The organism is uncultured Roseibium sp. (genome assembly GCF_947499295.1).
GTDB lineage: Bacteria > Pseudomonadota > Alphaproteobacteria > Rhizobiales > Stappiaceae > Roseibium.
Genome location: NZ_CANMNP010000001.1, coordinates 753380 through 774104 on the forward strand (window position 1 = coordinate 753380; position 20725 = coordinate 774104).

Consider the following 20725-nt stretch of genomic DNA (forward strand, 5'->3'; position numbering starts at 1 on the left):
GGGGCAGATAAACAATTGGTGAAGAGATCAGGCCGTCGAAATTCCATTCGGACGGTGAATTAAATCGAAGACGAATGTGTGATTTTTAACAATAAGATAAGGGCAAAAATTCATTCAATTTTTTTTGCCTAAATTAAATGATGCATATCTGCCAAAGCACGTCAGAGCTCGAATATGACCTCTGAGTGCTGATTGCTATGTAGTTATCCGTAGAACGATTCTATACTTTTTTCCGCTCGATGAATGCTTGCCGCAGATCGTTTCATTCACCAACGACCTCTTTCAGATGTGCAGCGTCCAATAGTTTCTTCAAAGTTGCGCGTTCACCGATTTGATTTGCCATCAACAAGATGAGGCGCGCATTCAAGGCATCGCTTTCCTGTTGGGTCAGGCCTTCATGAGCCGACAAAAGATCAGCATAAAAGTCGTCCGGCGCTTCCAGATTGAGCCCAATTCCCTGCCTGCTCATGCGCTTTGCTCTCCCTTGCCGATCGCCTTCTTGAACGCGATTGCCAATTTGTCCGCATCGAAGTCGCGCCACCTTGCGGCAACGTGCTGATCCGGTCGAAACAGATAGACTGCTGCCTCAAGGTCGCCCAGGTACCGCTCTTTGATTTCGGGGCCGATTTCAGTTTCTGGCAAGCTCCTGCCTTCTATCTGAACACCCAGGACATCGCACTTTTCAGGTACTTCCACTCCGAAGCCCAGCAGTACAAATCTGTCTCCGAGACTGTCTACCAGCCAAGATTTGCCCAATGGAGCATCAATAGCAGGACTGCCGGGCCTCGTCCGAGCGGGCAGGTCAACCTGGTCCTCACCGTTCAAAGACGATCCATCGTAGATCGCTGGCACGGACAGGCGGCCTGAATTTACCAATGGCCTGGCAAAAGAATGGTGTTCGGAAAGATCCAGAACAGCGTCCCTGAATATCCTGCTCATTTCCGACTTGGGCGTTATGAAATCCGTTGAGCGCGAGCTTTGAAGGATGTTTTCGTCAGCGGCCAGTTCGCGCTCGAAACCATAGCTGTCCAGCAACGTTTCCGGAGCCTTGTCCTGAAGCACAAGTTTCAGCTTCCAGCTCAAGTTGTCGATATCCTGAAATCCGGAATTTGCACCCCGAGCACCAAATGGCGACACCTGATGCGCGCTGTCGCCGGCAAAGAGGACGCGGCCGTGCCTGAATTTCTCCATCCGCCGACACTGGAACGTATAAATTGAGACCCACTCCAGATCGAATTCAACGTCCGGCCCAAGCATCTGCCGCAGCCTCGGCACGACGTTTTCAGGCTTTTTTTCCTCGTCCTTGTCGACTTCCCAACCAAGTTGAAGGTCAATGCGCCAAACGCCGTCTGGCTGCTTGTGCAGCAGAGCCGACTGGTCCTTGTTGAACGGTGGATCAAACCAGAACCAGCGTTCGGTCGGGAAATCCGCCTTCATAACCACATCGGCAATCAGGAAGTTGTCCTCAAAGACCCTGCCGACAAAATCAAGATCCAGCATGTGCCTTGCCGGTGAGCCGGCACCATCGCAAGCGATCAACCAGTCGGCCTCAATGTTGTAGGCGCCTTCGTGGGTTTCCACGGTCACAAGTGTATGGTCATCGTGGTTTTGAAGGTTCGCAACCCGATTGCCGCCGCGGATTTCAACTGGTTTTCCCTCAGCCTGCAGTGCCCGGATACGCTCAACAAGGTAGAGCTCGCAATAGTACTGCTGGAGATTGATGAAAGCTGGCCGTTTGTGACCTTCTTCAGGCAACAGGTCGAACGCGTAGACCTGCCTGTCGCTGAAAAACACCTTGCCGGTGTTCCAGACAACGCCTTTCGAGACCATCTCGTCTCCGCAGCCGAGCCGATCGAAAATTTCCAGCGAGCGTTTGGAGAAACAGATGGCGCGTGAGCCGACGCTGACACGTTCGTTGTCATCCAGCACCACAACGGGAATGTCAGACTGGGCCAGGTCGATCGCCATGGCGAGCCCGACCGGTCCGGCGCCGATGATGACGACCGGATGGCGAACGGGTGCCGCAGCCCCCTGATCATCGCTCCACTTATAGGGATAGAGCGGCACCTCGAACAATTTGGTCACAAGTCGTCCTCCCGCTCCTGACCTTATAAAAACTTGGCGGCAATCGGATGCCGGTCGAAATCTAAATAGAACTCGTCAAGCTGCGGCGGCGCAACTTCAGTCCCAGCCAACATGGCGTGAACCTGCCCACGATGATGTATCTGATGCTGAAACAGGTGCAGCATAGTGCTGCCAATTGTTTCTTCAAACCGACCGTTCTTGCCCCGGTCCTGCACAACCTTGCGATCCAGATCCTCATCCTTGAGCGCGTCACAAAATCCGATCAGCTTCAGATCTTCCTTCCCCTGAGCAATCCGAAGCTCTTCCACTGTCTCCAAATGAGGAACTGAGAAAACAGCTCTTCCCTGCCCCACCTCCTTCAGCGCATCAATGTAGTAGCGATCGACCTCCCAATTGTGGTTGAGCGTCTCCCGGATCGACGGAAAGAAGTTGGTTCGTTCTGCCTCAAACGCGTCCTGAGACAGCTGGCAGCAGGCCTCGAACAAACGCTCATTTGCATAAGCGTTGTTACGTGCCATGAGGCGGAGTTGATCCAAGGCACCTGTCATCGCTCACCCTTGCAGATCCGCCCACATCTTTGCGTCCCGTTCCGCCGTCCAGATGCGCGGCGTGTCTATGCCGAGCGCTTCGTCATAGGCCCGGGCGACGTTGAACGGCAGGCAGTGTTCATAGATTGCGTAGTCCTTGAACTTCGGATCACATTCGGCACGGCAGGCGTCCCAGGCGTCCTTCAGCGAACCACCCCCTTGGGCGATCCGGGCCACAGGCCTAAAGGTCGAAGACACGAAATCGGCGGTGTTGGTCAACGCCTTGCCGACCATCTCCCTGCCGACCAGCGCTTCGCCGCGGCCAGGCGCTATGGCTTCCACATCAAAGGAACGGATGGCCTGAAGCGTCGTCGGCCAGTCGTTGAAATGGCCGTCACCGCAGTAACATGCAGAATGGTATTCGACGATGTCACCGGTGAACATGACGTTCTCGTCCGGTACATGAATAACGATGTCCCCCGCCGTATGGGCGCGGCCAAGGAAGCGAAGGTCAACCCGACGTTTGCCAAGATAGACGGTCATGCGGTCGTTGAAGGTGGTTGTCGGCCAGGTCAGGGGCGGAATATCACTGACGTTGTCATAGCCCATGAACAGACGCGGGAAGCGCATGAATTCAGATTCCCGGTCTTCCGCGCCGCGTTCCACAACCATCGAACGAGCCTTCTGGCTCATGATCACGGTCGGTGCCTGATAGGCGGCAGCCCCCAGCACACGCACGGCGTGATAGTGGGTCAACACAAGATGACTGATCGGTTTGTCGGTTACGGAGCGCACCTTCTCGATCACCTTGTTGGCGAGTTCAGGGGTCGCCTGCGCCTCGATGATCATGACACTGTCATCGCCGATGATGACGCCGGTGTTCGGGTCACCTTCAGCGGTAAAGGCCCAGAGGTCCCGGCCAATCTCGGTGAACGAGATTTGTTTTTCTGCCATGTCTCCGGCGGATGCGAATTGCTTGCTCATCTCATCTCCCAATCTGCACCCTGGCAGTCTGTTTCAATTTGTCTTTGATCAACCGAACAAAAAAAGAAAGGCTAGGCCCCATCCGACACTTCAACGGTCTGCTCGATGGCACCGAAGATCGAATGGCCATCCTCATCAGACATCTCAATGCGTAAAGTGTCGCCCGACTTCAGGAATGGCGTTTTGGCTTCGCCGGTCTCGATCGTTTCAATCATGCGGACTTCAGCGATGCATGAATAACCGGCACCACCTTGCGCAACAGGCTTGCCCAGACCGCCGTCCCGTTTGTTGGAGACCGTTCCAGAACCAATTATGGTTCCCGCGCACAAGTCTCGTGTCTTTGCCGCATGCGCAATGAGTTCGCCAAATTCGAATGTCATGTCGATGCCGGCATTGGCGCGGCCGAAAGGCTCGCCATTGAGATCAACATGCAAGGGCAAATGAAGTTTCCCGCCTTTCCAGGCATCGCCAAGCTCATCGGGCGTCACAGCAACCGGTGAAAAGGCCGAGGATGGTTTTGACTGGAAGAAACCGAAGCCCTTCGCAAGCTCCGCCGGGATCAGGCCCCGTAACGACACGTCGTTGACCAGCAGGACAAGCAGAATTGCGTTGCGGGCCTCTTCGGGACTGGCGCCCATGGGAACATCGCCGGTGACAACTGCGATCTCGCCTTCCATATCAATGCCCCAGGCCTCGTCCCGCATCCTGATCGGGTCACGCGGCGAGACAAATGTGTCGGATCCGCCCTGGTACATCAGCGGATCCGTCCAGAAGGTTTCCGGCATCTTTGCGCCTCGTGCACGGCGCACCAGTTCGACATGGTTGACATAGGTCGACCCATCCGCCCACTGATAGGCGCGCGGGAGTGGCGACAGCGCGTCGTGTTCATGGAAGCGAAGCATGGGAACGGCTTCGTGCGACAGGCTTTCGGCAAGCAATGCAAGCTTCGGCGCGACCTTAGCCCAGTCATCGAGCGCGGCCTGAAGCGTGGGTGCAATATGGCCGGCCTCCGTACAATAGGTGAGCCTTTCATTCACGACGACAAGTTTGCCGTCCCGGGTGCCGTCCTTCAGCGTTGCCAGCTTCATTGACTTTGTTTCCTTGTGATCGTCAGACCGTCATGGCCAACGATGGTTTCCCCCGAAAAGGCCTTGGTTGCCTCGATCCATTCCGCGTGTTCAAAGCCCGGCAAATCCGCCGGGATAAGGTGGTTCAAAACAAGTCTTCCCGCCCCCGCTTCTTCGGCGATTTTCGCAACATCGGGTGCCATTGTGTGGCTTGCCAGCAAGTGCTGGCGCAGCCTGTCTCCATTCCCCGTGATTTCAACGATCTTGTCTACCCCACGAGACAGCATCGCTTCGTGGACCAGCAGATCACACCCTTTCGCAAAATCGGCCAATGGGGGAAAAAAAGTGGTGTCGGCAGAGAAAACGACAGACCAGTCTTCCGTCTCGAACCGCAAGGCAAAGCAATCAACGACCGGAGGATGGTCCACTTTGAACGCCCTGACACCAAGGGTTCCGTCCTCCAGAGCGACCTCGCCTTCCTTCAAGAGATGAATTTCCACCAATTCGCGCAAATCCGGGCGGCCTTCATCTTCGATCCTGAGGTCGATATCATAGCGCATAGATGCCAGGAAACCGTCCCAATACTCCATGAGATCGGGCGGACCATAGACTTTCACGGTGCTGGAAAGACCCGTGGTCCAGGCTGTATGGAGCAGCGGCCCAAGTTCCAGCACATGATCTGAGTGCATGTGAGTTATAAAAACGAGATCGAGCTGCTTCAGAACAATGCCGGCTTCCACAAGCCCGCGTGTTACGCCGAGCCCGCAGTCGACGACGCAGCGACGACCGCCAATCTCGAGCAGAGAGCTGGTTGGCGACGGCCCACCTGGCCGAATTGCCGGACCGCCCTTGCACCCGAGAATGACCAGCCGGTCCTGAAGTTCAGGCAGTTTCGTTCCGCTCATTCTGCGTTCCAGGTTCCTTCCGGCGTGCCGTCGAACTTCTTCGCAAGCGTCTCCCAACAGTCGATATAGTCGTCCTGCATTGGTGCTTCCTTGCCGGCGAATTCCGTCAGATGCTGAGGGAAACGGGTCTCGAACATGAAGGACATTGTATTGTCGAGCTTCTCCGGCTTCAAATCGGCATTCGAAGCCCCTTCGAAGGCATTGTTGTCGGGCCCGTGCGGCAGCATCATGTTGTGAAGGCTCATGCCACCGGGTACGAAGCCCTGAGGTTTGGCGTCATACTGACCGTATATGTTGCCCATCAATTCGGACATGATGTTCTTGTGGTACCAGGGCGGGCGGAACGTATCCTCCATCACCATCCAGCGCTCACGGAACAGTACAAAGTCGATATTGGCGGTACCCGGCACTCCCGACGGAGCTGTCAGTACAGTAAAGATCGACGGATCCGGATGGTCGAACAAAATGGACCCGATCGGGCAATAGTTTCGAAGGTCATATTTGCAAGGCGCGTAGTTGCCATGCCAGGCCACGACATCGAGCGGTGAATGCCCAATCCTGGTTTCATGAAACTGCCCGCACCATTTTACCGTGACCGTCGAGGGCACTTCCTTATCCTCGAAGCTGGCGACAGGTGTTTTGAAATCGCGGCGGTTGGCCATGCAGTTGGCACCGATGGGGCCCCTGCCCGGCAACTCGAATTTTTGGCCGTAATTTTCACACACAAAGCCGCGGGCCGGGCCCTCCAAAACCTCAACCCGGTAGACAAGACCGCGCGGCAGGATCGCAATTTCCTTCGGCGCCAGCTCAATGACACCGAGTTCGGTTGCAAAGCGCAATATGCCTTCCTGGGGAACAACCAGCAGCTCGCTGTCGGCGGAAAAGAAATAGGCATTTTCCATCGACCGGGTGACCAGATAGATGTGGCTTGCCATGCCGACTTGGGTATTGACGTCGCCCGCGGTCGTCATGGTTCGCATGCCGGTCAGCCAGGTCAGTTTCTCATCGGAATGAGGCACCGGATCCCAGCGGTATTGTCCAAGCGAAATCACATCCTCAAGGACATTCGGAGCGCTTTTCCAGTAAGGCAGATCTATCTTTCGGAACCGGCTCGTATGCTTGACCGAAGGCCTGATCCGGTAACACCAGGTACGCTCGTTCTGGTGGCTTGGCGCTGTAAAGGCAGTGCCGGACAATTGCTCGCCATAAAGACCATAGGCGCATTTTTGAGGGCTGTTCATGCCCTGTGGCAAGGACCCCGGCAAGGCTTCTGTTTCGAAATCATTGCCAAAGCCCGGCATGTAACCCAGATCCGAAGAATTGTGTCCAGCGCTCCGGGACCCAGCCGAACTGTCTGTTCTCTGATCCATGATGACCTCCCGGTTCAGTTTAAATTTAGTTACAGATGTAACTTTTCACCTCTACGGCGTCAAGCTGGATTGGACACTTCCACGTGGCGTTACGTGCTCTTTTACTCCAAACATCTGAAATGCTTTCAGTTTTCACAATTTACTCAAACAGCTCTTTCGAGGAGAAAAGTATCTGTCAGGGCGGCAAAGATTCAGTCTTGCCAGAAATTTGATGAGCTGATACACATGAGAACATAACATGAACACTTGAGGTGACCAATGCGGTTTGCAGATCCGATCCGTGAGCAATCGTCCGTGCTTGTGGCTTCACACACACCACAATTGGACACTCAGTCGACAACTGATGTCACTGTGCAGGATGTTCGAACCATGATGCTTTATCTGAGAAAGGCACGGGATCGAGCCATCGACATTCGCGATCGCGCTCCGGCGGGAAGTTATCTTGAAGGTGTGCTGAAACGCACGATCGACGGCATCACACTGGAACTGTCCCAACTGGAATATCTGCTTGCCTGCAAGCCGGCCGACGCGTCCTCAGACAAGAAATCAAAACGGAGAATGCGCCCGGCTATCTGATACCTGTTCGCACGTCGGTCAGCCTCGTATCGGTGCACACTTTGAATTCAGTGTCTGAACGTCAGCGGTACTTGGCAGCCGTGATGAATTCGCCAAAGGCCTCGCACCAGACAAGAACAGTGGTGTAGTCATCGATATTCACGTCATCGGGCACATCGACAATAAACCCATTGAAGGTCTTGATATCGCCAAGTCTGAGGGCGCTTGCCTTGATGGCCTCAAACCCGGCTTCGTCCTCGACAAATTCTTTGGCAAGATAAAGCTTGTAGTCGGGGCCTGGCGACAATTCACCTTCGTGAACAATCTGGTTTTTCGACAGGCTGATTGTGCCTTCCCCCCAATGCAGAAGATCACTGCCTTTCAAGTCTCTGGTCAGTTCGGCTTTGTATTGCGCCTGTTCGGTTGCAGCTGACAGAGAAGCCGCATCCGGTCCTTCAGGAGCTGTCAGTATGGGCAGGAAATAGACACCAAGCGCAAACCCGGCGGCAAGCATCGCGCCATGGGAACACAGAAGCAGCAACCAACGAAACATGGTTCATCCTCATATAAATCGATCAAAGCCAGACGTAGGGTGCTTTTCTGTAGGCACAACTAACGATCAATGACATTCCCGTTCCAAAGGGTTTACCGACCAACTCGCCCGCAAGCATTGCAGCAGAATGGGCAAGTCAAGCACTTAGGTCATCCCAGCTTGACACTTTTCTTCACCGGGCGTAGCACGCCGTCCCTTCTCCTCCAAGGCCAAGCAAGGTTGATCATGTCCTCAATGCACACCGGCTCCTGCCTTTGCGGCAATGTTTCCTTTCAGGTCGAGGGAGAGTTTGAGAGCTTTTTCCTCTGCCATTGCAATCACTGCCAGAAGGACAGCGGCTCGGCACATGCCGCCAACCTGTTTTCAACGACAGCCCGGCTGACCTGGGTGTCCGGCGCAGATAGTGTCACCTGCTTCACGCTTCAGGGCTCGCGGCACACCAAGGCGTTTTGCAAGACCTGCGGTTCCGCCGCTCCGTCATTGCAAATGGATGGAAAGCTGCTTGTCGTTCCCGCAGGCAGCCTGGACACCAACCTCAACCTGCAACCGAATGCGCATATCTTTGCGGCAAGCCGGGCCGCATGGGACAAGGATCTGGAGGCTCTGCCTGCGTTCGAAACATTCCGAGGTTGACGCTAAATAGCAGGTTCAGATCCCGTCCTTGAGCGGTCCGAAGAACCCGAGTACCGTCTTCAGTTTGCCGGATTGCTCATCGACCGACACGATGTCCAGACCTTCCGGCAGTTCCGTTCCATCGGCCTTGACCAGCCGCCAAGCAAAACGGGCCATGTAATGATGCGCATCAATGTCACTACAACGGACGATCTTGGCCCCGACGCACCCAGCCAGCACATCCGAAATGTGATTTACCAGGTCAGCCCGGCCGTGAACGTCCGTTTCCGGATCGGTGTAACGAATGTCGATTGTAACAACACGTTCGAGCAGCTCCCGGCGATGGGTGGGATCCCGCTCCGACCAGGCAGCGCAATAGATGTCGATGGTCTCTTCAAGAGTCACTCTCGCCTCCCTTGAAACAAGAATGCGCGAAAATCGACGAACTTGCCACAATTTCCGGGATCAGATCGAGATCCTGGCCCGTCAGGCAGCCGCCTCATCTCCCGGCTCGGTTTGCCAGCCGAGATCGGTGAGCGTCACGATACGGTTGCCCCGCAAATCGGTGGCGCAGACTAGGAAACCGCGCTCTTCCATGTGACTGAGAAGCCAGCGGGCACGACCGGGTGAGCGTGTTCCATAGGCTGTCGCGATTTCCAGATTTCCCGGACAGGGAGCCTTGGCAAGTGCAGCCTTGGCCAGTAGCAAATAGACACCGCGCATATCGTCGGGCAGTTCGGCTGCTATCAACTCGGCCTGTGTCCAGGCACCATCGTCCACTTCACCCTTTTCAACCCCGGCCCGTGCTACCGATAGCTTTTCACGGAAAGCTTGCAGATCGGGTGCTCCACCCGGCAATTTCGCAATCCGGCAGCGAACCTGAAAATCCTGATAGAGCGATGCGATCGGCTGAAAGGCAGCATCGTCGTCTTCAAGAATGCCGGCAATGATCTCCGATATTTTCTCGTCCCGTTCGCCAAATTCCAGCAGGCTTTCAGCTTGTGGCGTTTCAGCTTCACTAGCCCGTTCCGCACTTGTGAGGCGGTCCAGCACCTCTCCCGTCGACGCGACCGGTTCGATATAGCGCTGGCGCACGGGCCGTACTTCGTCAGCACCGGGCGTGAAAATCAGGTCCTTTGCCTCTTCTTTTGGCTGCTCTGGAAGTGGCATCAGCTTGTGACTGCCTCCCCTTCCCGCGGTTTCGACCGGGCCAATCTTGACCGGGATCGGACGCCGTGACATTGCCGGGCCGAGCGCGATGAAATGACCACGGTCCAGATTGCGGAAACTTTCCGCCTGACGTCTCTCCATTCCGAGCAGGTCGGCTGCTCGTGCCATGTCGATGTCAAGAAAGGTCCGGCCCATCAGGAAATTTGAGGCTTCCGCCGCAACGTTTTTGGCAAGTTTTGCAAGACGCTGTGTTGCGATGACACCGGCCAAACCGCGCTTGCGGCCACGACACATCAGGTTGGTCATGGCACCCAGCGACCGGCGCCTGGCTTCTTCCGTCACTTCTCCGGCTGCGGCCGGGGCAAACAGCTGTGCTTCGTCGACGACGACGACCATCGGATACCAAAGATCCCGGTCCGCATCGAACAAGCCGTCCAGAAATGTCGCTGCTGCCTTCATCTGCCGGTCGGCATCCAGACCTTCCAGATTGAGAACGACCGACACGCGGTGCTGACGCACGCGGCCCGCGATCATCTGCAGATCTTTTTCCGTGCCGACGGCGTCGACCACCACATGACCGTATTTTTCGGCAAGCGAGACAAAATCGCCTTCAGGATCGATGATCGCTTGCTGAACCCAGGCTGCTGACTGCTCCAGCAAACGGCGCAGCAAATGCGACTTTCCGGACCCGGAATTGCCCTGCACCAACAGCCGGGTCGCCAGGAGCTCTTCAAGATCAAGCTCGGCGCGTGTCCCGCCCCTAATTTCCCCGATATCGATCTGTACTGTCATACGATCACTTGAGACACCGCTTCTGCCGCGCCATTCATTCCCCAGACCATGTTTCCTGCAGTGCGGTAGTCAGCACGATTCCTCTGACGTTGCAAAGCCGTGGACCTTCGATAGCCGGGTTTTCCCAGAATTCCACCGGGCGCCAGAGCTGAATGCGGCGGGTTTACAGATGTTGTCTGAAGCGAACGGGTGCAAATAGAGGAATCTATGGCGCTTGACCCGGATGTTCCGGGGGAAATAAAGCCTCCCTATTTTAAATAAGCGCGCCAATCGTTCGGCCTTCTTTGATGACCTTTACGAACCCAAAGAAATAAAAATTACAAAAAAATATCTTTTTTCAAAATCTTACGGCTCACACCCACCTTCTTGTGAACGCCGAACGAAAATTCACCGCTCCATGAGTCCAGCTTTTCGACATTGGATTCTAACTTAAGTTAAAATCCACGATCTCTCGCCCGCGCATCTTGCAGTAGGCCTTCACCACCTTTGATTCATCTTTGATCCGATAGTCGATATCTACGTTCTTGCGATGTGATCCAAGGGATCTTGAACTTGAAATACGCTCAATTGGCTTGAAGATGGCTTTGCGCGCGAAATCATTACAAATCTGGATCGCAATATCGGCGCTCATTACTTCTTCTTCTTCTTTTTGTTTTTCTTGTTCTTTTTTGTAATCAGCGAGAGATTCGCTTTGTGCCTTCAGAAGAGCCACGCATTGCGAAAACTCCACGGTGCCTGGAGTGAATTCCCCAGCGCATATCCGCTCAGCTTTTTCAGACTTTGTCTCTGAAACAGACGTGTCGGACACGCACCCTGCGAGAAAAGGAACAAATACGGCAAAAACCCAAAATTTCATGTGGTCCGCCCCCGCGCGGCAATAGGATGAGGAAACCAGTCAAAAGATTTCACACCTGCAGTAAATCTAATAACACCAAAAAAATATTCTCAGATTTTCAATCTCAACAAATTCTTCAAGCGCAACAGCAGAGTTTGTAAATTTAGGCATCTCAATTTTTTCTATATTACTAACGTCAACTGTGAGAGATTGTTTAATCGCCTCTTTCTATCTAATACTAGCAGGCATTTAAATTTATTTTATATCAGACAAATATTGATAGTAATTTTTAGTCGTTGCAGTAAAAATTCCATCTAGTTGGTCGCAAATATGAATGCAAAAATACCGAATATGGAAACGAGAAATACCCAGCGATATCTTTTGATAGGTCGGTTATTGAATTCTTCTATGAATTCTTGCGGTGGATTATTTTCCATATTTAGGTGAGTATTGAGGCCCATATTTCCTTCATTTACCCATTTTTTATCTTTAGCATTCCACTTGATCAACAACTTGTCCTGCGCGGTCAAGCATCCCAACAAGAACAAACCTGAGGCAATCCAAGCAATTAAACCAACAGCCCCTATGAAGTTATCTAAGCTCATTTTACTTCGTATACTCTTTTTTATACAAAATTTTCATTGCTAACGAGTTCATTTGGCGTTTTGACCTTCTGACACAAGTTCCTGCTGACGAAGTCACAATGAATCGAAAACAAAGCTCCCTTCGTCGAACTCAGGTCCCGATCCCTAAGCTGCAAGGTCTTCCTCAATGGCTGTGTCGAGCACAGTTGCAGCGATCTTTTTGTGGAAGGGCAAGATCAGCGCTAGGTAAGCGTAGCCGAACAGGTTGTGCCGTTTGCAGCAGGTCGTGGCATAAACGCGCGGGGTCTTCCCAACGCTGCGGAAGATGGACAGGCGAAAATCCTGGTGCCAGTCGTCTTCTCCCAGAATGATCTCATTCTGCCCGACACTGTAGATCTTGAAAAACCCGACCCTGTCTCCGGCCTCACGCTCTTCCAAAGGTATGTCTGACTGCTCTTTGAGAAGATCATCGGTTGTTTTCAGCCCCAGTGGCTTGACCACCGCGTCGCGGGCCGCCAGAAGCTTGTTCATCCAGCCGATATCCGCATTTAGCATGTGATCCGCGAGCACCCTAACATCGACCGACTGCAGGTCTGGACGCCCTCTCAGTGAGACGGAAAAAGTGTCCATATAGTCGCCTTTCGAATGATAGGCGTTGAGGCGACTGTCTTGAGGAAGAGTGTCGGCAATGCTCATCTTCAGCTCCGGATCCATTGATAGAACGTAAAGACATTACACCAGGATCTTGCCGGAAACGCTGAGCAGATTGCCGCAATCAGCGTTTCCAGCACATTTGTTCTGACACCAGAAGGCGAACGTTTCTCCGTCAGGTCCAGCGACCAGGGAAGGCGATTTCCGTCAGCGGTTTGCGGCCACTTGGCGCTTCCCTGGACTGCAAGCTCTCCGGCAATTGGTTGGCATTTCCGCGCCGGCCAACGGCAAAGGCTATTTCCGGCTTGAAACGCTCAGGAACACCGAGTTTCTCGTGGATCTCATCCTTCAGGATACCGGCCATGCCATGGGTGTGATAACCAAGTGCCGTTGCCTGGAGGGCCGCATGCGCCCAAGCAGAGCCTGCATCAAATGAGTGCGCGCCATTGGCCCGGTTCGGCCTGCCATCCTTGCCGTCAACTTCCTGATCTGTGAAGAGAAAAACAAGTGCGGATGCATGTTGCGCCCAATCACGGTTAAACGGGTTCAGCAACTCGACCAATGGCTGCCACGCATTCTCGCCCCGCAATGCATAGACGAAACGCCATGGCTGTATATTGAATGCGGAAGGCGCACAGCGCGCGGCTTCCAAAATGGTCTTCAGATCCTGCTCGGGCATCGACGATCCATCAAAGGCGCGCGGTGACCAGCGCTCGACAAACAGATCCGTTACCGGATGATCAGGTGTTCTGACGCTCATATTCGTTACTCCAGCTCTTTCTTGGGCTTCTATCCGCCCTGTCTTGCCCGAGATAGTCAATCTTTATCTTGATATCAAGATTCTTTTATAAAAGATAATTTGCATTTCCGAGCACGTTCGAAGAAGCACACGGATCAAAAAAACCGGGTGCAAATTGCCGAGGTGACTTAAGGTGGTGGAAATTGCTTTTGCAGGTTGGGGGACGGCACGTGGCAGGACTATCTGAAAAGGAGCGAAAGCGCGGTCTTGTACTCGCCGTCGGCGGCCTTGGAGGGCTTGTCATGCTGGACGAGACCATTTTGGGCGTGTCGCTGCCAGCAATACGAACCGAACTTGACCTTTCGCCGACAACCGCACACTGGATCATCAACTCCTACATGCTCACCTTCACATGTTTTGCTGCCATTGGCGGCAAAGCAATCGATCTGTTCGGGCTGAGACCAGCCCTGATCGTGAGTTGCACTATTTTTGCGATTGCGAGCCTTCTCGCCGGATTTTCCGACAGTGCGGCCATGCTGATTTCAATGCGCGTGATCCAGGGTCTTTGTGCGGCGATCATGTTCCCCATGTCGCTTGCAGCCACAACACTGTCTTTTGGTGAAAAGGAACGTGGGCGAGCCATCGGCATTCTGGCCGGGATGGCGACGATCTTTCTGGCAGCAGGCCCGATGCTTGGCGGCGTCCTGACCGATTTTCTGTCCTGGCGCTGGGTTTTCTGGATCAACATCCCGATTGTCGTGGCTGGCGGTAGTCTCGCCTGTGTGCTCTGGCGCAATCCGGAGCATCCCCGGCCTCGGCCTGTCATTGACCGTATTGGCCTTGTCCTGCTCTTGATCGGTCTAACCGCATTGATTTTCGGCCTAATGGAAGGCCCCGATTTCGGCTGGGCCACACCGGTTATTCTCACCAGCCTGGCGGGCGGCATCATTGGTCTTGTTGCGTTTGTGCTGTTTGAAGCAAAGCAAAGCAAACCGTTGGTCGATGTCTCGCTGTTCCTGCTGAAACCCTTTCATGCCAGCGCGGCGGTGATCCTTTTGACACAGATGAGCAAGATCATGGTTGCAATTTTCGTTCCGCATTTTCTCCAGTTGGAACTCCATTTTGCGGCCCTTTGGGCCGGTATAGGGACCGCAATAGCCGTGCTCCCCTTCCCGTTCCTGGCGGCACCTGCGGGCAAGTTTGTCGACAAACACGGGTCACGACGACCGGTGGTGATTTCTCTATTTCTGATTGGTCTTGCCTGTATCCTGATTGGCGCGCTGATGCATTTCAACAGCTACTGGGCCATTGCGCCGGCCCTTATTCTATGGGGCACCGCGCTGCCGATTGCCATGATCCCCGCAACACGTTTGAACGCCAATGCCGTGCCGCAAGACAAACAGGGCGAAGTCAGTGGCGTCGTGATTACTGTCAGGCTGGTCGGGGGAACTCTCGGCGTCACTCTTGGCAGCGTGTTATTGGCCATGAACGCCGGCTTTCCTGCCATTTTCTGGGTGACAGGCGCTCTGATCATTTTGTGTGCGCTCTACGGTTTGACCGCATTTACAGATGATGCGCCGGAAGAACAGTAGTTCCCGGCGCAACCTGTCAGCTAGGACCGATGCTTCTCAGGCGAAGTCGTCCTGAAACTGGTCTCTCAGAACATTCTTCTGGATCTTGCCCATCGTGTTTCGCGGCAGTGTCTCCAGAACGTGGACCCGTTTGGGCTGCTTGAACTTGGCCAATTTGCTGGAAAGCGCCGATTGAACGTCTCCACTCTCCAGACTTGCTCCAGGTTTTGGGGCCAATACCGCGACAACAGCTTCTCCAAAATCGGGGTGCGGTACTCCGATCACCGCGCTTTCCGCCACACCTGGCATCTCGTCCAGTGCAGCCTCAACTTCGGCGGGATAAACATTGAAGCCACCGGAAATGATCAGATCCTTGGAACGGCCGACGATAGAGATGTAGCCTTCTTCGTCTACGCGGCCCATGTCGCCGCTGATGAAGAAGCCGTCGACACGGAACTCCTGAGCTGTCTTTTCCGGCATCTGCCAATAGCCCTGGAAGACATTCGGACCCTTGATCTCGATAATTCCGACGTCGCCTTGCGCCACCTCCCGGCCGGTCTTTGGATCGGCGATCCTGATGCCAACACCAGGCAACGGAAAGCCGACGGTGCCCGGCCGCCGATCGCCATCATAAGGATTGGAGGTGTTCATGTTGGTTTCGGTCATGCCATAGCGTTCCAGAATGGCGTGCCCGGTGCGGTCCGAAAATTCCTTGTGAACTTCCGCCGAAAGCGGCGCGGAACCGGATATGAAAAGCCGCATATGGGCCACAAGATCTCGCCTAAACTCGTCCGATCCGAGCAATCGCGAATAGAATGTCGGAACCCCCATCATCGCTGTGGCACGCGGCAACAGTGCAAGCATCCTCTCCAGGTCAAATTTGGGCAGGAACAAAAGCGAGCCACCTGCAATCATCAGGCAATTCGTTGCAACAAAAAGACCGTGCGTGTGAAAGATCGGCAACGCGTGCAGCAGAATGTCATCTTCAGTGAACCTCCAAACCTTGACCAAAGTCTGGGAATTGGAGGCCAGGTTTCCATGGCTGAGCATCGCTCCTTTGGATCGGCCAGTCGTGCCGGAGGTGTAAAGGATTGCGGCCAGATCGTCTTCATCCCGAGGTCGGGTCTCGTAGTCGTCCGCCATTTCATCAGCCAACTGCGCGAGCGTGCCGCCGCCCTCAGCATCAAGCGTCTGCAGCTTGGCGCCGGATTTTTGTGCCGTTCCGGCAAGCGCATCGGCTTTCGCAGGATCGCAGACAAACACAGCCGGTTCGGCGTCACCGACAAAATAGGCAATTTCAGCTGCTGTATAGGCTGTGTTGAGCGGCAGAAAAACACCGCCCGCCCTAATGGTGCCGAGATAGAGCATCAATGCGTCAGGCGTCTTTTCAACCTGAACCGCAACCCTGTCGCCCGGTTTCACGCCCAGCTTTTGCAGCGCCCCTGCATATTGCGCCGAGCGAGCAAGCACACCTTGATAGGTCAACCGATTTCCGTCTCCGGTTTCCAGAAACACTTTGTCCGGATCCGGAATAAAGGCGGTCAGCGCGTCGAAAAGGTGATTGCTCATCAAGAAATCCCAAGTTTGCCATCAAGTGCCGAGGCTATATGCCGATCGGGGTGACAGTTAAAGCAAGTCTCTACAGTTTCAGCAAGGTCACATTCCTTGGCTGAACTGCCAATGCTACTTATGAAGTCTCTGGCCGTTGTGATGGTCCTTTCCTTGACTTACCTCAATTTCGACCAACACCTCTTTCAAGTTATGATGGGTATTGCCGAAACTTCGGCCACGGAAAGCAGCGAGGATATCCTGGATGCCTGAAATCAGGCGGCTGACAATGGCAGAACTGATCGCCGACGGTGCCGTTCATTTGGTCGGCATATGTTTGGGCATAACGGCAACGGTCATACTGGCCGTGACGATGTGGGACGTTGCGGATCGCGCACGCCAGGTGACGGTCATGATCTATGCCACCTGTCTGATGACGATGCTGATCTGTTCAGCGCTCTACAATATGTTGGCCAAGGACCATAAGTCCGGCATCTTGCGCCGTCTCGATCACGCAGCAATTTTCCTCATGATTGCAGGCACATATACACCATTGGCCGCAATCATCATCGGAGGATGGACGGGAAGCATATTGCTGGCCATTGTGTGAACCGGTGCTGTGGCGGGAGCTATTCTCAAGCTGGCACACCTGACCGGCCTGGACCGTTTGACGGTACCAATATATCTCGGCCTGGGTTGGGTGGTTGTTTTTGCGGCCCAGCCGCTGATCGAAAGGGCCTCGAGTTTCGGCTTTTTAATGATCCTGGCCGGGGGGCTGCTCTATACGATCGGAACCGTGTTTTATGCCTGGAAGAAACTGCCATTCCAGAATGCGATCTGGCATGCGTTCGTCCTGGCAGCAGCGGTCTGTCATTTCACAGCCGTCTTTCATGACGTAGCACTGGCCATGACCCCATAATGACAGCGTGACAAATAAAAAGTGCAGCCTGCAATCAGCAAGCTGCACTTCTGTAACATCGCATTTCGTCAGGCTTCGGCGTTCGGGTCTTTCGTCAGCACAACGACCTTGGTCCTGAGGGGCACTCGATTGAACAGGTCAATCACGTCCTGCTGCCACATGCGGATGCAGCCGGAAGAGACACTCTTGCCGATGGAATTCGGCTGATTTGTGCCGTGAATCCGGTAAAGCGTGTCTGTTGCACCCTGCCACAAATCCATGGCGCGGGCACCGAGCGGATTTCGCAGCCCGGCAGGAAAGCCTTTTTCCCAGTATCGCTCCAGCGATGGCTTGCGCGCGATCATTTCACGAGGAGGGCGCCAGATAGGATGAGGGCGTTTCACCCGAATCAGAGCCTCGCCTGACCATGCAAACCCTGCACGCCCGACACCGATGCCATAGCGCAGAGCCTTGTTGTTCCCAAGCGTCCAATAAAGAAAGTTATTGTAGGGGTCGACGACAATCGTACCTGGCTTCTCTCGGGTTTTGTATTCAACCACCTGACGCCAGTATTGCTTGTCGAATTTCTTGTAGTTGATCGCAGGCCAGGTGAAATCCCCGTCTGGCAAGGCTGCATAGGCCGAAGCATAGTCAAATTCTTCATCAGGCAGTTCTGCCTGGTCCGGCAAGCCGACGATGGTTGCAGTCTGGCAACCGGCGAGAGCGGATCCGGCAAGCGCAAGACCCCCGGTAAGAAGAAAGCGGCGGCTGAGAAAGCTTTCTTGCGCCGAAACAGTATCATTCAGCGATTTGGTACGCTTCATGGGACCTCCTGAAATTCAGGCTTCTTCTTGAGACAGCTTTTCAACAGTTGCAAGTCACATTCTGCCGATCTGCCTTACATTCTTCGCATGATTGCCTAGATTAACGGAGCCTGTTACCTGAGCGCCTCACTTCCCTGCCGTTTATTGCCATTGCTTGAAGGACTTTAACTTGCAAAACGAGACGACCAAGTCCCCCTTTCCCGTGTTCGACGGTCACAACGACACATTGCTCAAGTTGGAAATCGACAAGATAAAAGGCAAGGAACGGAGCTTTTTCGAACGTTCCGAGACCGGCCACATCGATATGGTACGCGCCGCGGAAGCTGGATTTGCTGGCGGCCTTTTTGCAATGTTTGTGCCCTCCAATCCCGACCAGGATTTTTCAAAACCATTCAACCCGAAAGACCCGGCCAACTATCAGCCGGTCCCGCAAAAAGAAGCCCTGGATTTCACCTACCGGTTGCTCGAGCACGCCGAGCGGATTGTCGAGGATTCGTACCAACGCGTTGCTATATGCCGAACACCGGAAGAAATCCGCTCGGCAATCGAAGCACAAACCATGGCCATCAGCCTCCATATGGAAGGCGCGGAGGCAATAGATACACAATTTTATGCCCTTGAGGACCTTCACAAGCGCGGTCTCAGGTCACTCGGCCTCGTCTGGAGCCGAGAGAACGCGTTTGGTCATGGTGTTCCGATGGCACATCCCGCGTCACCGGACATTGGCCCCGGGCTGACAGGCCCAGGACGAGACCTGGTCCGCGCCTGCAATCAACTGGGCATCCTTCTCGACGTCTCACACCTGAATGAAAAAGGTTTTTGGGACCTTGCCCGCATCACGGACCGCCCCATCGTTGCCAGTCATTCCAACGTTCACGAAATTTGCGCCAGCAGCCGGAACCTGACTGACAAGCAGCTCGATGCAATCAAGGAAAGCGAAGGGCTCGTAGGCATCAATTTCCATATTGCATTCTTGCGTCCCGATGGCGCTTACGCCAGAGACATGCCGCTTGATGTCATGGCCGATCACGCAGCTTATCTTGTTGATCGTGTTGGCGAGGACTGCGTAGCGCTCGGGTCCGATTTCGATGGCTGCATGCTTCCCAAAGACCTCAAGGATGTCACCGGGCTTTATCGTCTGATGGAAGCTTTTGATGCCCGTGGCTTCAATGCCCAGCTTCTGGAAAAAATTGCGTACAAAAACTGGCTCTCCGCTCTTGAGAAGGCAGCAGCTTAAAGATTGTCCCGGCGAGCCACTGACGCGGAAGCCAAGTGGTCGCCGAGCCGAGCTGGAAAGGTGTCTTGTCCAGCGCTGCATGCGGACGCGCTTTTCGAACCTGCTCTCATTTTTGTTACTAATGCTGTCGAAATCGCGATTGCAATTGCTTGCCCTAAACGGAAGAATGCCTGCACTGTAATTTCTAACAGCCATTATTCTGATTTTGCATCGTAACTGCGCATTTTTGCTCTTGTCGTTGTTTTGCAGGTAGAGACGCAGACAGGTGCTTCCATTGGGCCATTGGCTGTCCATGACTGACATGCCCCATCGACCGGCTTTCCTAACTTGGAACACCGGGTAGAGACTCGAAAAAACAGTGGCCTGAGATTATTCTCCGGCGACAGTTTTTGTGGTGCTGCCAGTCTTATTCGCTGCCAGGGGGAGGCAACGGCTTGGACGAGATTGTAATTGCGGAAAACGTGCCGCAAGCCAAGACAAAGGTCAGTAAGAAACGAGCGCGCAAATCAGATGCCGTCTACCAGGATCTCAAACGCAAGATCCTGACGGGAGCGTTAAGCGCCGACAGTCCAATCACCGAGCAGTCTCTTGCCAGCGATTATGCTTGTTCGCAGAGCACGATACGCGAAGCTTTGATGCTGCTTCAGGAATACGGACTTGTGGTCAGGCGCGGTTACCAGGGCACGTTTGTCACGAACCCGACACCGCTTGAAGCAAAACTGATGCTGAAGCTGCGCTTCGACATTGAATCCACCGGCATTCTGGAAGCAGCCAAACTGGTCACGCCAAAGCAGATCGAGGAACTCAGGGAACTTGACCGGGACTTTGAGGAATACCGCGCCGTGCGGGATGTCTTTGGATGCGCGGAAGTCGACAGATACCTGCACTTAAAGCTCTTCCGGATTGCACAAATGCCTGTTCTGGAACCTGTACTGGTCCGGACAACAATGATGCTGCAGCGTGTGATGCTACCGACCCCCAGATCGGAAAAGGCATGGTCGAGGCCAAATGTGACCCCTCACAAGGATATTTTCGACGCGCTGCAGGCACGAAACGTCCAAGGGGCGATCAATTCGCTGCAGGCGCACATTCTCTCAAGCGCCGTTCTGCTCGCGCCACACTTCTATGGTTCAGATCTCGGCAGACTCAAGAATGAATACGACCATGAACCCGTTCAAGCGCTCGGTCTGACCGGGTTTTAAGCTCAAGTCTGCGCCG

21 protein-coding genes and 1 pseudogene are annotated in these 20725 nt (G+C 54.2%); 6 read left to right on the forward strand and 16 right to left on the reverse strand.

Going from position 1 to position 20725, the window contains the following annotated elements:
- Nucleotides 1–262: 262 nt before the first annotated feature.
- The 7 genes from Q0835_RS03620 to hmgA form a co-directional block, all read right to left on the reverse strand.
- Nucleotides 263–469 (reverse strand): DUF2783 domain-containing protein, encoded by a 207-nt coding sequence (locus Q0835_RS03620; RefSeq protein WP_298815794.1) that lies wholly within the window; start codon nucleotides 467–469, stop codon nucleotides 263–265.
- The gene (locus Q0835_RS03625; protein WP_298958476.1) at nucleotides 466–2085 is read right to left on the reverse strand and encodes an FAD-dependent oxidoreductase; all 1620 of its coding nucleotides are present in this window, start codon (nucleotides 2083–2085) and stop codon (nucleotides 466–468) included. The genes Q0835_RS03620 and Q0835_RS03625 overlap by 4 nt, the downstream gene beginning before the upstream one ends.
- A gap of 23 nt (nucleotides 2086–2108) precedes the next feature.
- Nucleotides 2109–2603: a DinB family protein gene (locus tag Q0835_RS03630; protein WP_298815790.1), complete on the reverse strand. Its 495-nt coding sequence runs from the start codon at nucleotides 2601–2603 to the stop codon at nucleotides 2109–2111.
- A 33-nt stretch (nucleotides 2604–2636) separates the two neighbouring features.
- Nucleotides 2637–3596 carry an MBL fold metallo-hydrolase gene (locus Q0835_RS03635; protein WP_298815788.1) on the reverse strand — a complete coding sequence of 320 codons (960 nt, stop codon included), beginning with the start codon at nucleotides 3594–3596 and terminating at the stop codon, nucleotides 2637–2639.
- Between the two features lie 71 nt (nucleotides 3597–3667).
- Nucleotides 3668–4684, reverse strand: a complete 1017-nt coding sequence (locus tag Q0835_RS03640) for a fumarylacetoacetate hydrolase family protein (protein WP_298958478.1) — start codon at nucleotides 4682–4684, stop codon at nucleotides 3668–3670.
- Nucleotides 4681–5568, reverse strand: a complete 888-nt coding sequence (locus Q0835_RS03645) for an MBL fold metallo-hydrolase (RefSeq protein WP_298958480.1) — start codon at nucleotides 5566–5568, stop codon at nucleotides 4681–4683. Before Q0835_RS03645 ends, Q0835_RS03640 begins: the two co-directional genes overlap by 4 nt.
- Complete coding sequence (hmgA, locus tag Q0835_RS03650; protein ID WP_298958619.1) at nucleotides 5565–6869, reverse strand: homogentisate 1,2-dioxygenase; 1305 nt, start codon at nucleotides 6867–6869, stop codon at nucleotides 5565–5567. The genes Q0835_RS03645 and hmgA overlap by 4 nt, the downstream gene beginning before the upstream one ends.
- 327 nt (nucleotides 6870–7196) lie before the next feature.
- Here hmgA and Q0835_RS03655 point away from each other — a divergent pair, with 327 nt between their 5' ends.
- Nucleotides 7197–7514 (forward strand): hypothetical protein, encoded by a 318-nt coding sequence (locus Q0835_RS03655; protein ID WP_298958482.1) that lies wholly within the window; start codon nucleotides 7197–7199, stop codon nucleotides 7512–7514.
- Between the two features lie 61 nt (nucleotides 7515–7575).
- Here the strand turns inward: Q0835_RS03655 and Q0835_RS03660 are convergent, their stop codons facing one another.
- On the reverse strand, nucleotides 7576–8046 hold the full coding sequence (locus Q0835_RS03660; RefSeq protein ID WP_298958484.1) for a DM13 domain-containing protein: 471 nt from the start codon (nucleotides 8044–8046) through the stop codon (nucleotides 7576–7578).
- Between the two features lie 225 nt (nucleotides 8047–8271).
- On the opposite strand from Q0835_RS03660, the gene Q0835_RS03665 reads away from it, so the two are divergent.
- Nucleotides 8272–8679, forward strand: a complete 408-nt coding sequence (locus Q0835_RS03665) for a GFA family protein (protein ID WP_298815778.1) — start codon at nucleotides 8272–8274, stop codon at nucleotides 8677–8679.
- 15 nt (nucleotides 8680–8694) lie between these two features.
- Here Q0835_RS03665 and Q0835_RS03670 read toward each other — a convergent pair whose 3' ends face one another.
- The 6 genes from Q0835_RS03670 to Q0835_RS03695 all read right to left on the reverse strand — a co-directional run bounded on the left by Q0835_RS03670 (nucleotide 8695) and on the right by Q0835_RS03695 (nucleotide 13450).
- Complete coding sequence (locus tag Q0835_RS03670) at nucleotides 8695–9063, reverse strand: hypothetical protein (protein ID WP_298958486.1); 369 nt, start codon at nucleotides 9061–9063, stop codon at nucleotides 8695–8697.
- Between the two features lie 81 nt (nucleotides 9064–9144).
- Nucleotides 9145–10620 (reverse strand): ATP-binding protein, encoded by a 1476-nt coding sequence (locus Q0835_RS03675; RefSeq protein WP_298958488.1) that lies wholly within the window; start codon nucleotides 10618–10620, stop codon nucleotides 9145–9147.
- A 424-nt stretch (nucleotides 10621–11044) separates the two neighbouring features.
- Nucleotides 11045–11476, reverse strand: a complete 432-nt coding sequence (locus Q0835_RS03680) for a hypothetical protein (protein ID WP_298958490.1) — start codon at nucleotides 11474–11476, stop codon at nucleotides 11045–11047.
- A 293-nt stretch (nucleotides 11477–11769) separates the two neighbouring features.
- Nucleotides 11770–12060: a hypothetical protein gene (locus tag Q0835_RS03685; protein WP_298815771.1), complete on the reverse strand. Its 291-nt coding sequence runs from the start codon at nucleotides 12058–12060 to the stop codon at nucleotides 11770–11772.
- A 144-nt stretch (nucleotides 12061–12204) separates the two neighbouring features.
- Complete coding sequence (locus tag Q0835_RS03690; protein WP_298958492.1) at nucleotides 12205–12735, reverse strand: DUF2867 domain-containing protein; 531 nt, start codon at nucleotides 12733–12735, stop codon at nucleotides 12205–12207.
- A gap of 130 nt (nucleotides 12736–12865) precedes the next feature.
- Nucleotides 12866–13450: a nitroreductase family protein gene (locus Q0835_RS03695; RefSeq protein WP_298958494.1), complete on the reverse strand. Its 585-nt coding sequence runs from the start codon at nucleotides 13448–13450 to the stop codon at nucleotides 12866–12868.
- A 209-nt stretch (nucleotides 13451–13659) separates the two neighbouring features.
- Here Q0835_RS03695 and Q0835_RS03700 point away from each other — a divergent pair, with 209 nt between their 5' ends.
- Nucleotides 13660–15021 (forward strand): MFS transporter, encoded by a 1362-nt coding sequence (locus Q0835_RS03700; protein WP_298958495.1) that lies wholly within the window; start codon nucleotides 13660–13662, stop codon nucleotides 15019–15021.
- 36 nt (nucleotides 15022–15057) lie between these two features.
- Here the strand turns inward: Q0835_RS03700 and Q0835_RS03705 are convergent, their stop codons facing one another.
- The gene (locus Q0835_RS03705; protein WP_298958497.1) at nucleotides 15058–16569 is read right to left on the reverse strand and encodes a malonyl-CoA synthase; all 1512 of its coding nucleotides are present in this window, start codon (nucleotides 16567–16569) and stop codon (nucleotides 15058–15060) included.
- A gap of 268 nt (nucleotides 16570–16837) precedes the next feature.
- On the opposite strand from Q0835_RS03705, the pseudogene Q0835_RS03710 reads away from it, so the two are divergent.
- Nucleotides 16838–17467 (forward strand): annotated as a pseudogene (locus tag Q0835_RS03710) (hemolysin III family protein).
- Nucleotides 17468–17535: 68 nt separating this feature from the next.
- Here Q0835_RS03710 and Q0835_RS03715 read toward each other — a convergent pair.
- Nucleotides 17536–18270, reverse strand: a complete 735-nt coding sequence (locus tag Q0835_RS03715) for a L,D-transpeptidase (RefSeq protein WP_298815759.1) — start codon at nucleotides 18268–18270, stop codon at nucleotides 17536–17538.
- A gap of 169 nt (nucleotides 18271–18439) precedes the next feature.
- Between Q0835_RS03715 and Q0835_RS03720 the strand changes: the two genes are divergently transcribed.
- Complete coding sequence (locus Q0835_RS03720) at nucleotides 18440–19507, forward strand: dipeptidase (protein ID WP_298958498.1); 1068 nt, start codon at nucleotides 18440–18442, stop codon at nucleotides 19505–19507.
- Between the two features lie 434 nt (nucleotides 19508–19941).
- Nucleotides 19942–20709, forward strand: coding sequence for a GntR family transcriptional regulator (locus Q0835_RS03725; protein WP_298815755.1), 768 nt, complete (start codon nucleotides 19942–19944; stop codon nucleotides 20707–20709).
- Nucleotides 20710–20725: the final 16 nt, after the last annotated feature.

Bases quoted from the DNA above. Each gene is read 5' to 3' on its own strand.
- Q0835_RS03645 (WP_298958480.1), bottom strand. From the start codon at position 5,568: ATGAGCGGAACGAAACTGCCTGAACTTCAGGACCGGCTGGTCATTCTC.
- hmgA (WP_298958619.1), bottom strand. From the start codon at position 6,869: ATGCCGGGCTTTGGCAATGATTTCGAAACAGAAGCCTTGCCGGGGTCC.
- Q0835_RS03715 (WP_298815759.1), bottom strand. From the start codon at position 18,270: ATGAAGCGTACCAAATCGCTGAATGATACTGTTTCGGCGCAAGAAAGC.
- Q0835_RS03685 (WP_298815771.1), bottom strand. From the start codon at position 12,060: ATGAGCTTAGATAACTTCATAGGGGCTGTTGGTTTAATTGCTTGGATT.
- Q0835_RS03660 (WP_298958484.1), bottom strand. From the start codon at position 8,046: ATGTTTCGTTGGTTGCTGCTTCTGTGTTCCCATGGCGCGATGCTTGCC.
- Q0835_RS03620 (WP_298815794.1), bottom strand. From the start codon at position 469: ATGAGCAGGCAGGGAATTGGGCTCAATCTGGAAGCGCCGGACGACTTT.
- Q0835_RS03655 (WP_298958482.1), top strand. From the start codon at position 7,197: ATGCGGTTTGCAGATCCGATCCGTGAGCAATCGTCCGTGCTTGTGGCT.
- Q0835_RS03640 (WP_298958478.1), bottom strand. From the start codon at position 4,684: ATGAAGCTGGCAACGCTGAAGGACGGCACCCGGGACGGCAAACTTGTC.
- Q0835_RS03675 (WP_298958488.1), bottom strand. From the start codon at position 10,620: ATGACAGTACAGATCGATATCGGGGAAATTAGGGGCGGGACACGCGCC.
- Q0835_RS03635 (WP_298815788.1), bottom strand. From the start codon at position 3,596: ATGAGCAAGCAATTCGCATCCGCCGGAGACATGGCAGAAAAACAAATC.
- Q0835_RS03665 (WP_298815778.1), top strand. From the start codon at position 8,272: ATGTCCTCAATGCACACCGGCTCCTGCCTTTGCGGCAATGTTTCCTTT.
- Q0835_RS03630 (WP_298815790.1), bottom strand. From the start codon at position 2,603: ATGGCACGTAACAACGCTTATGCAAATGAGCGTTTGTTCGAGGCCTGC.
- Q0835_RS03695 (WP_298958494.1), bottom strand. From the start codon at position 13,450: ATGAGCGTCAGAACACCTGATCATCCGGTAACGGATCTGTTTGTCGAG.
- Q0835_RS03680 (WP_298958490.1), bottom strand. From the start codon at position 11,476: ATGAAATTTTGGGTTTTTGCCGTATTTGTTCCTTTTCTCGCAGGGTGC.
- Q0835_RS03690 (WP_298958492.1), bottom strand. From the start codon at position 12,735: ATGAGCATTGCCGACACTCTTCCTCAAGACAGTCGCCTCAACGCCTAT.
- Q0835_RS03705 (WP_298958497.1), bottom strand. From the start codon at position 16,569: ATGAGCAATCACCTTTTCGACGCGCTGACCGCCTTTATTCCGGATCCG.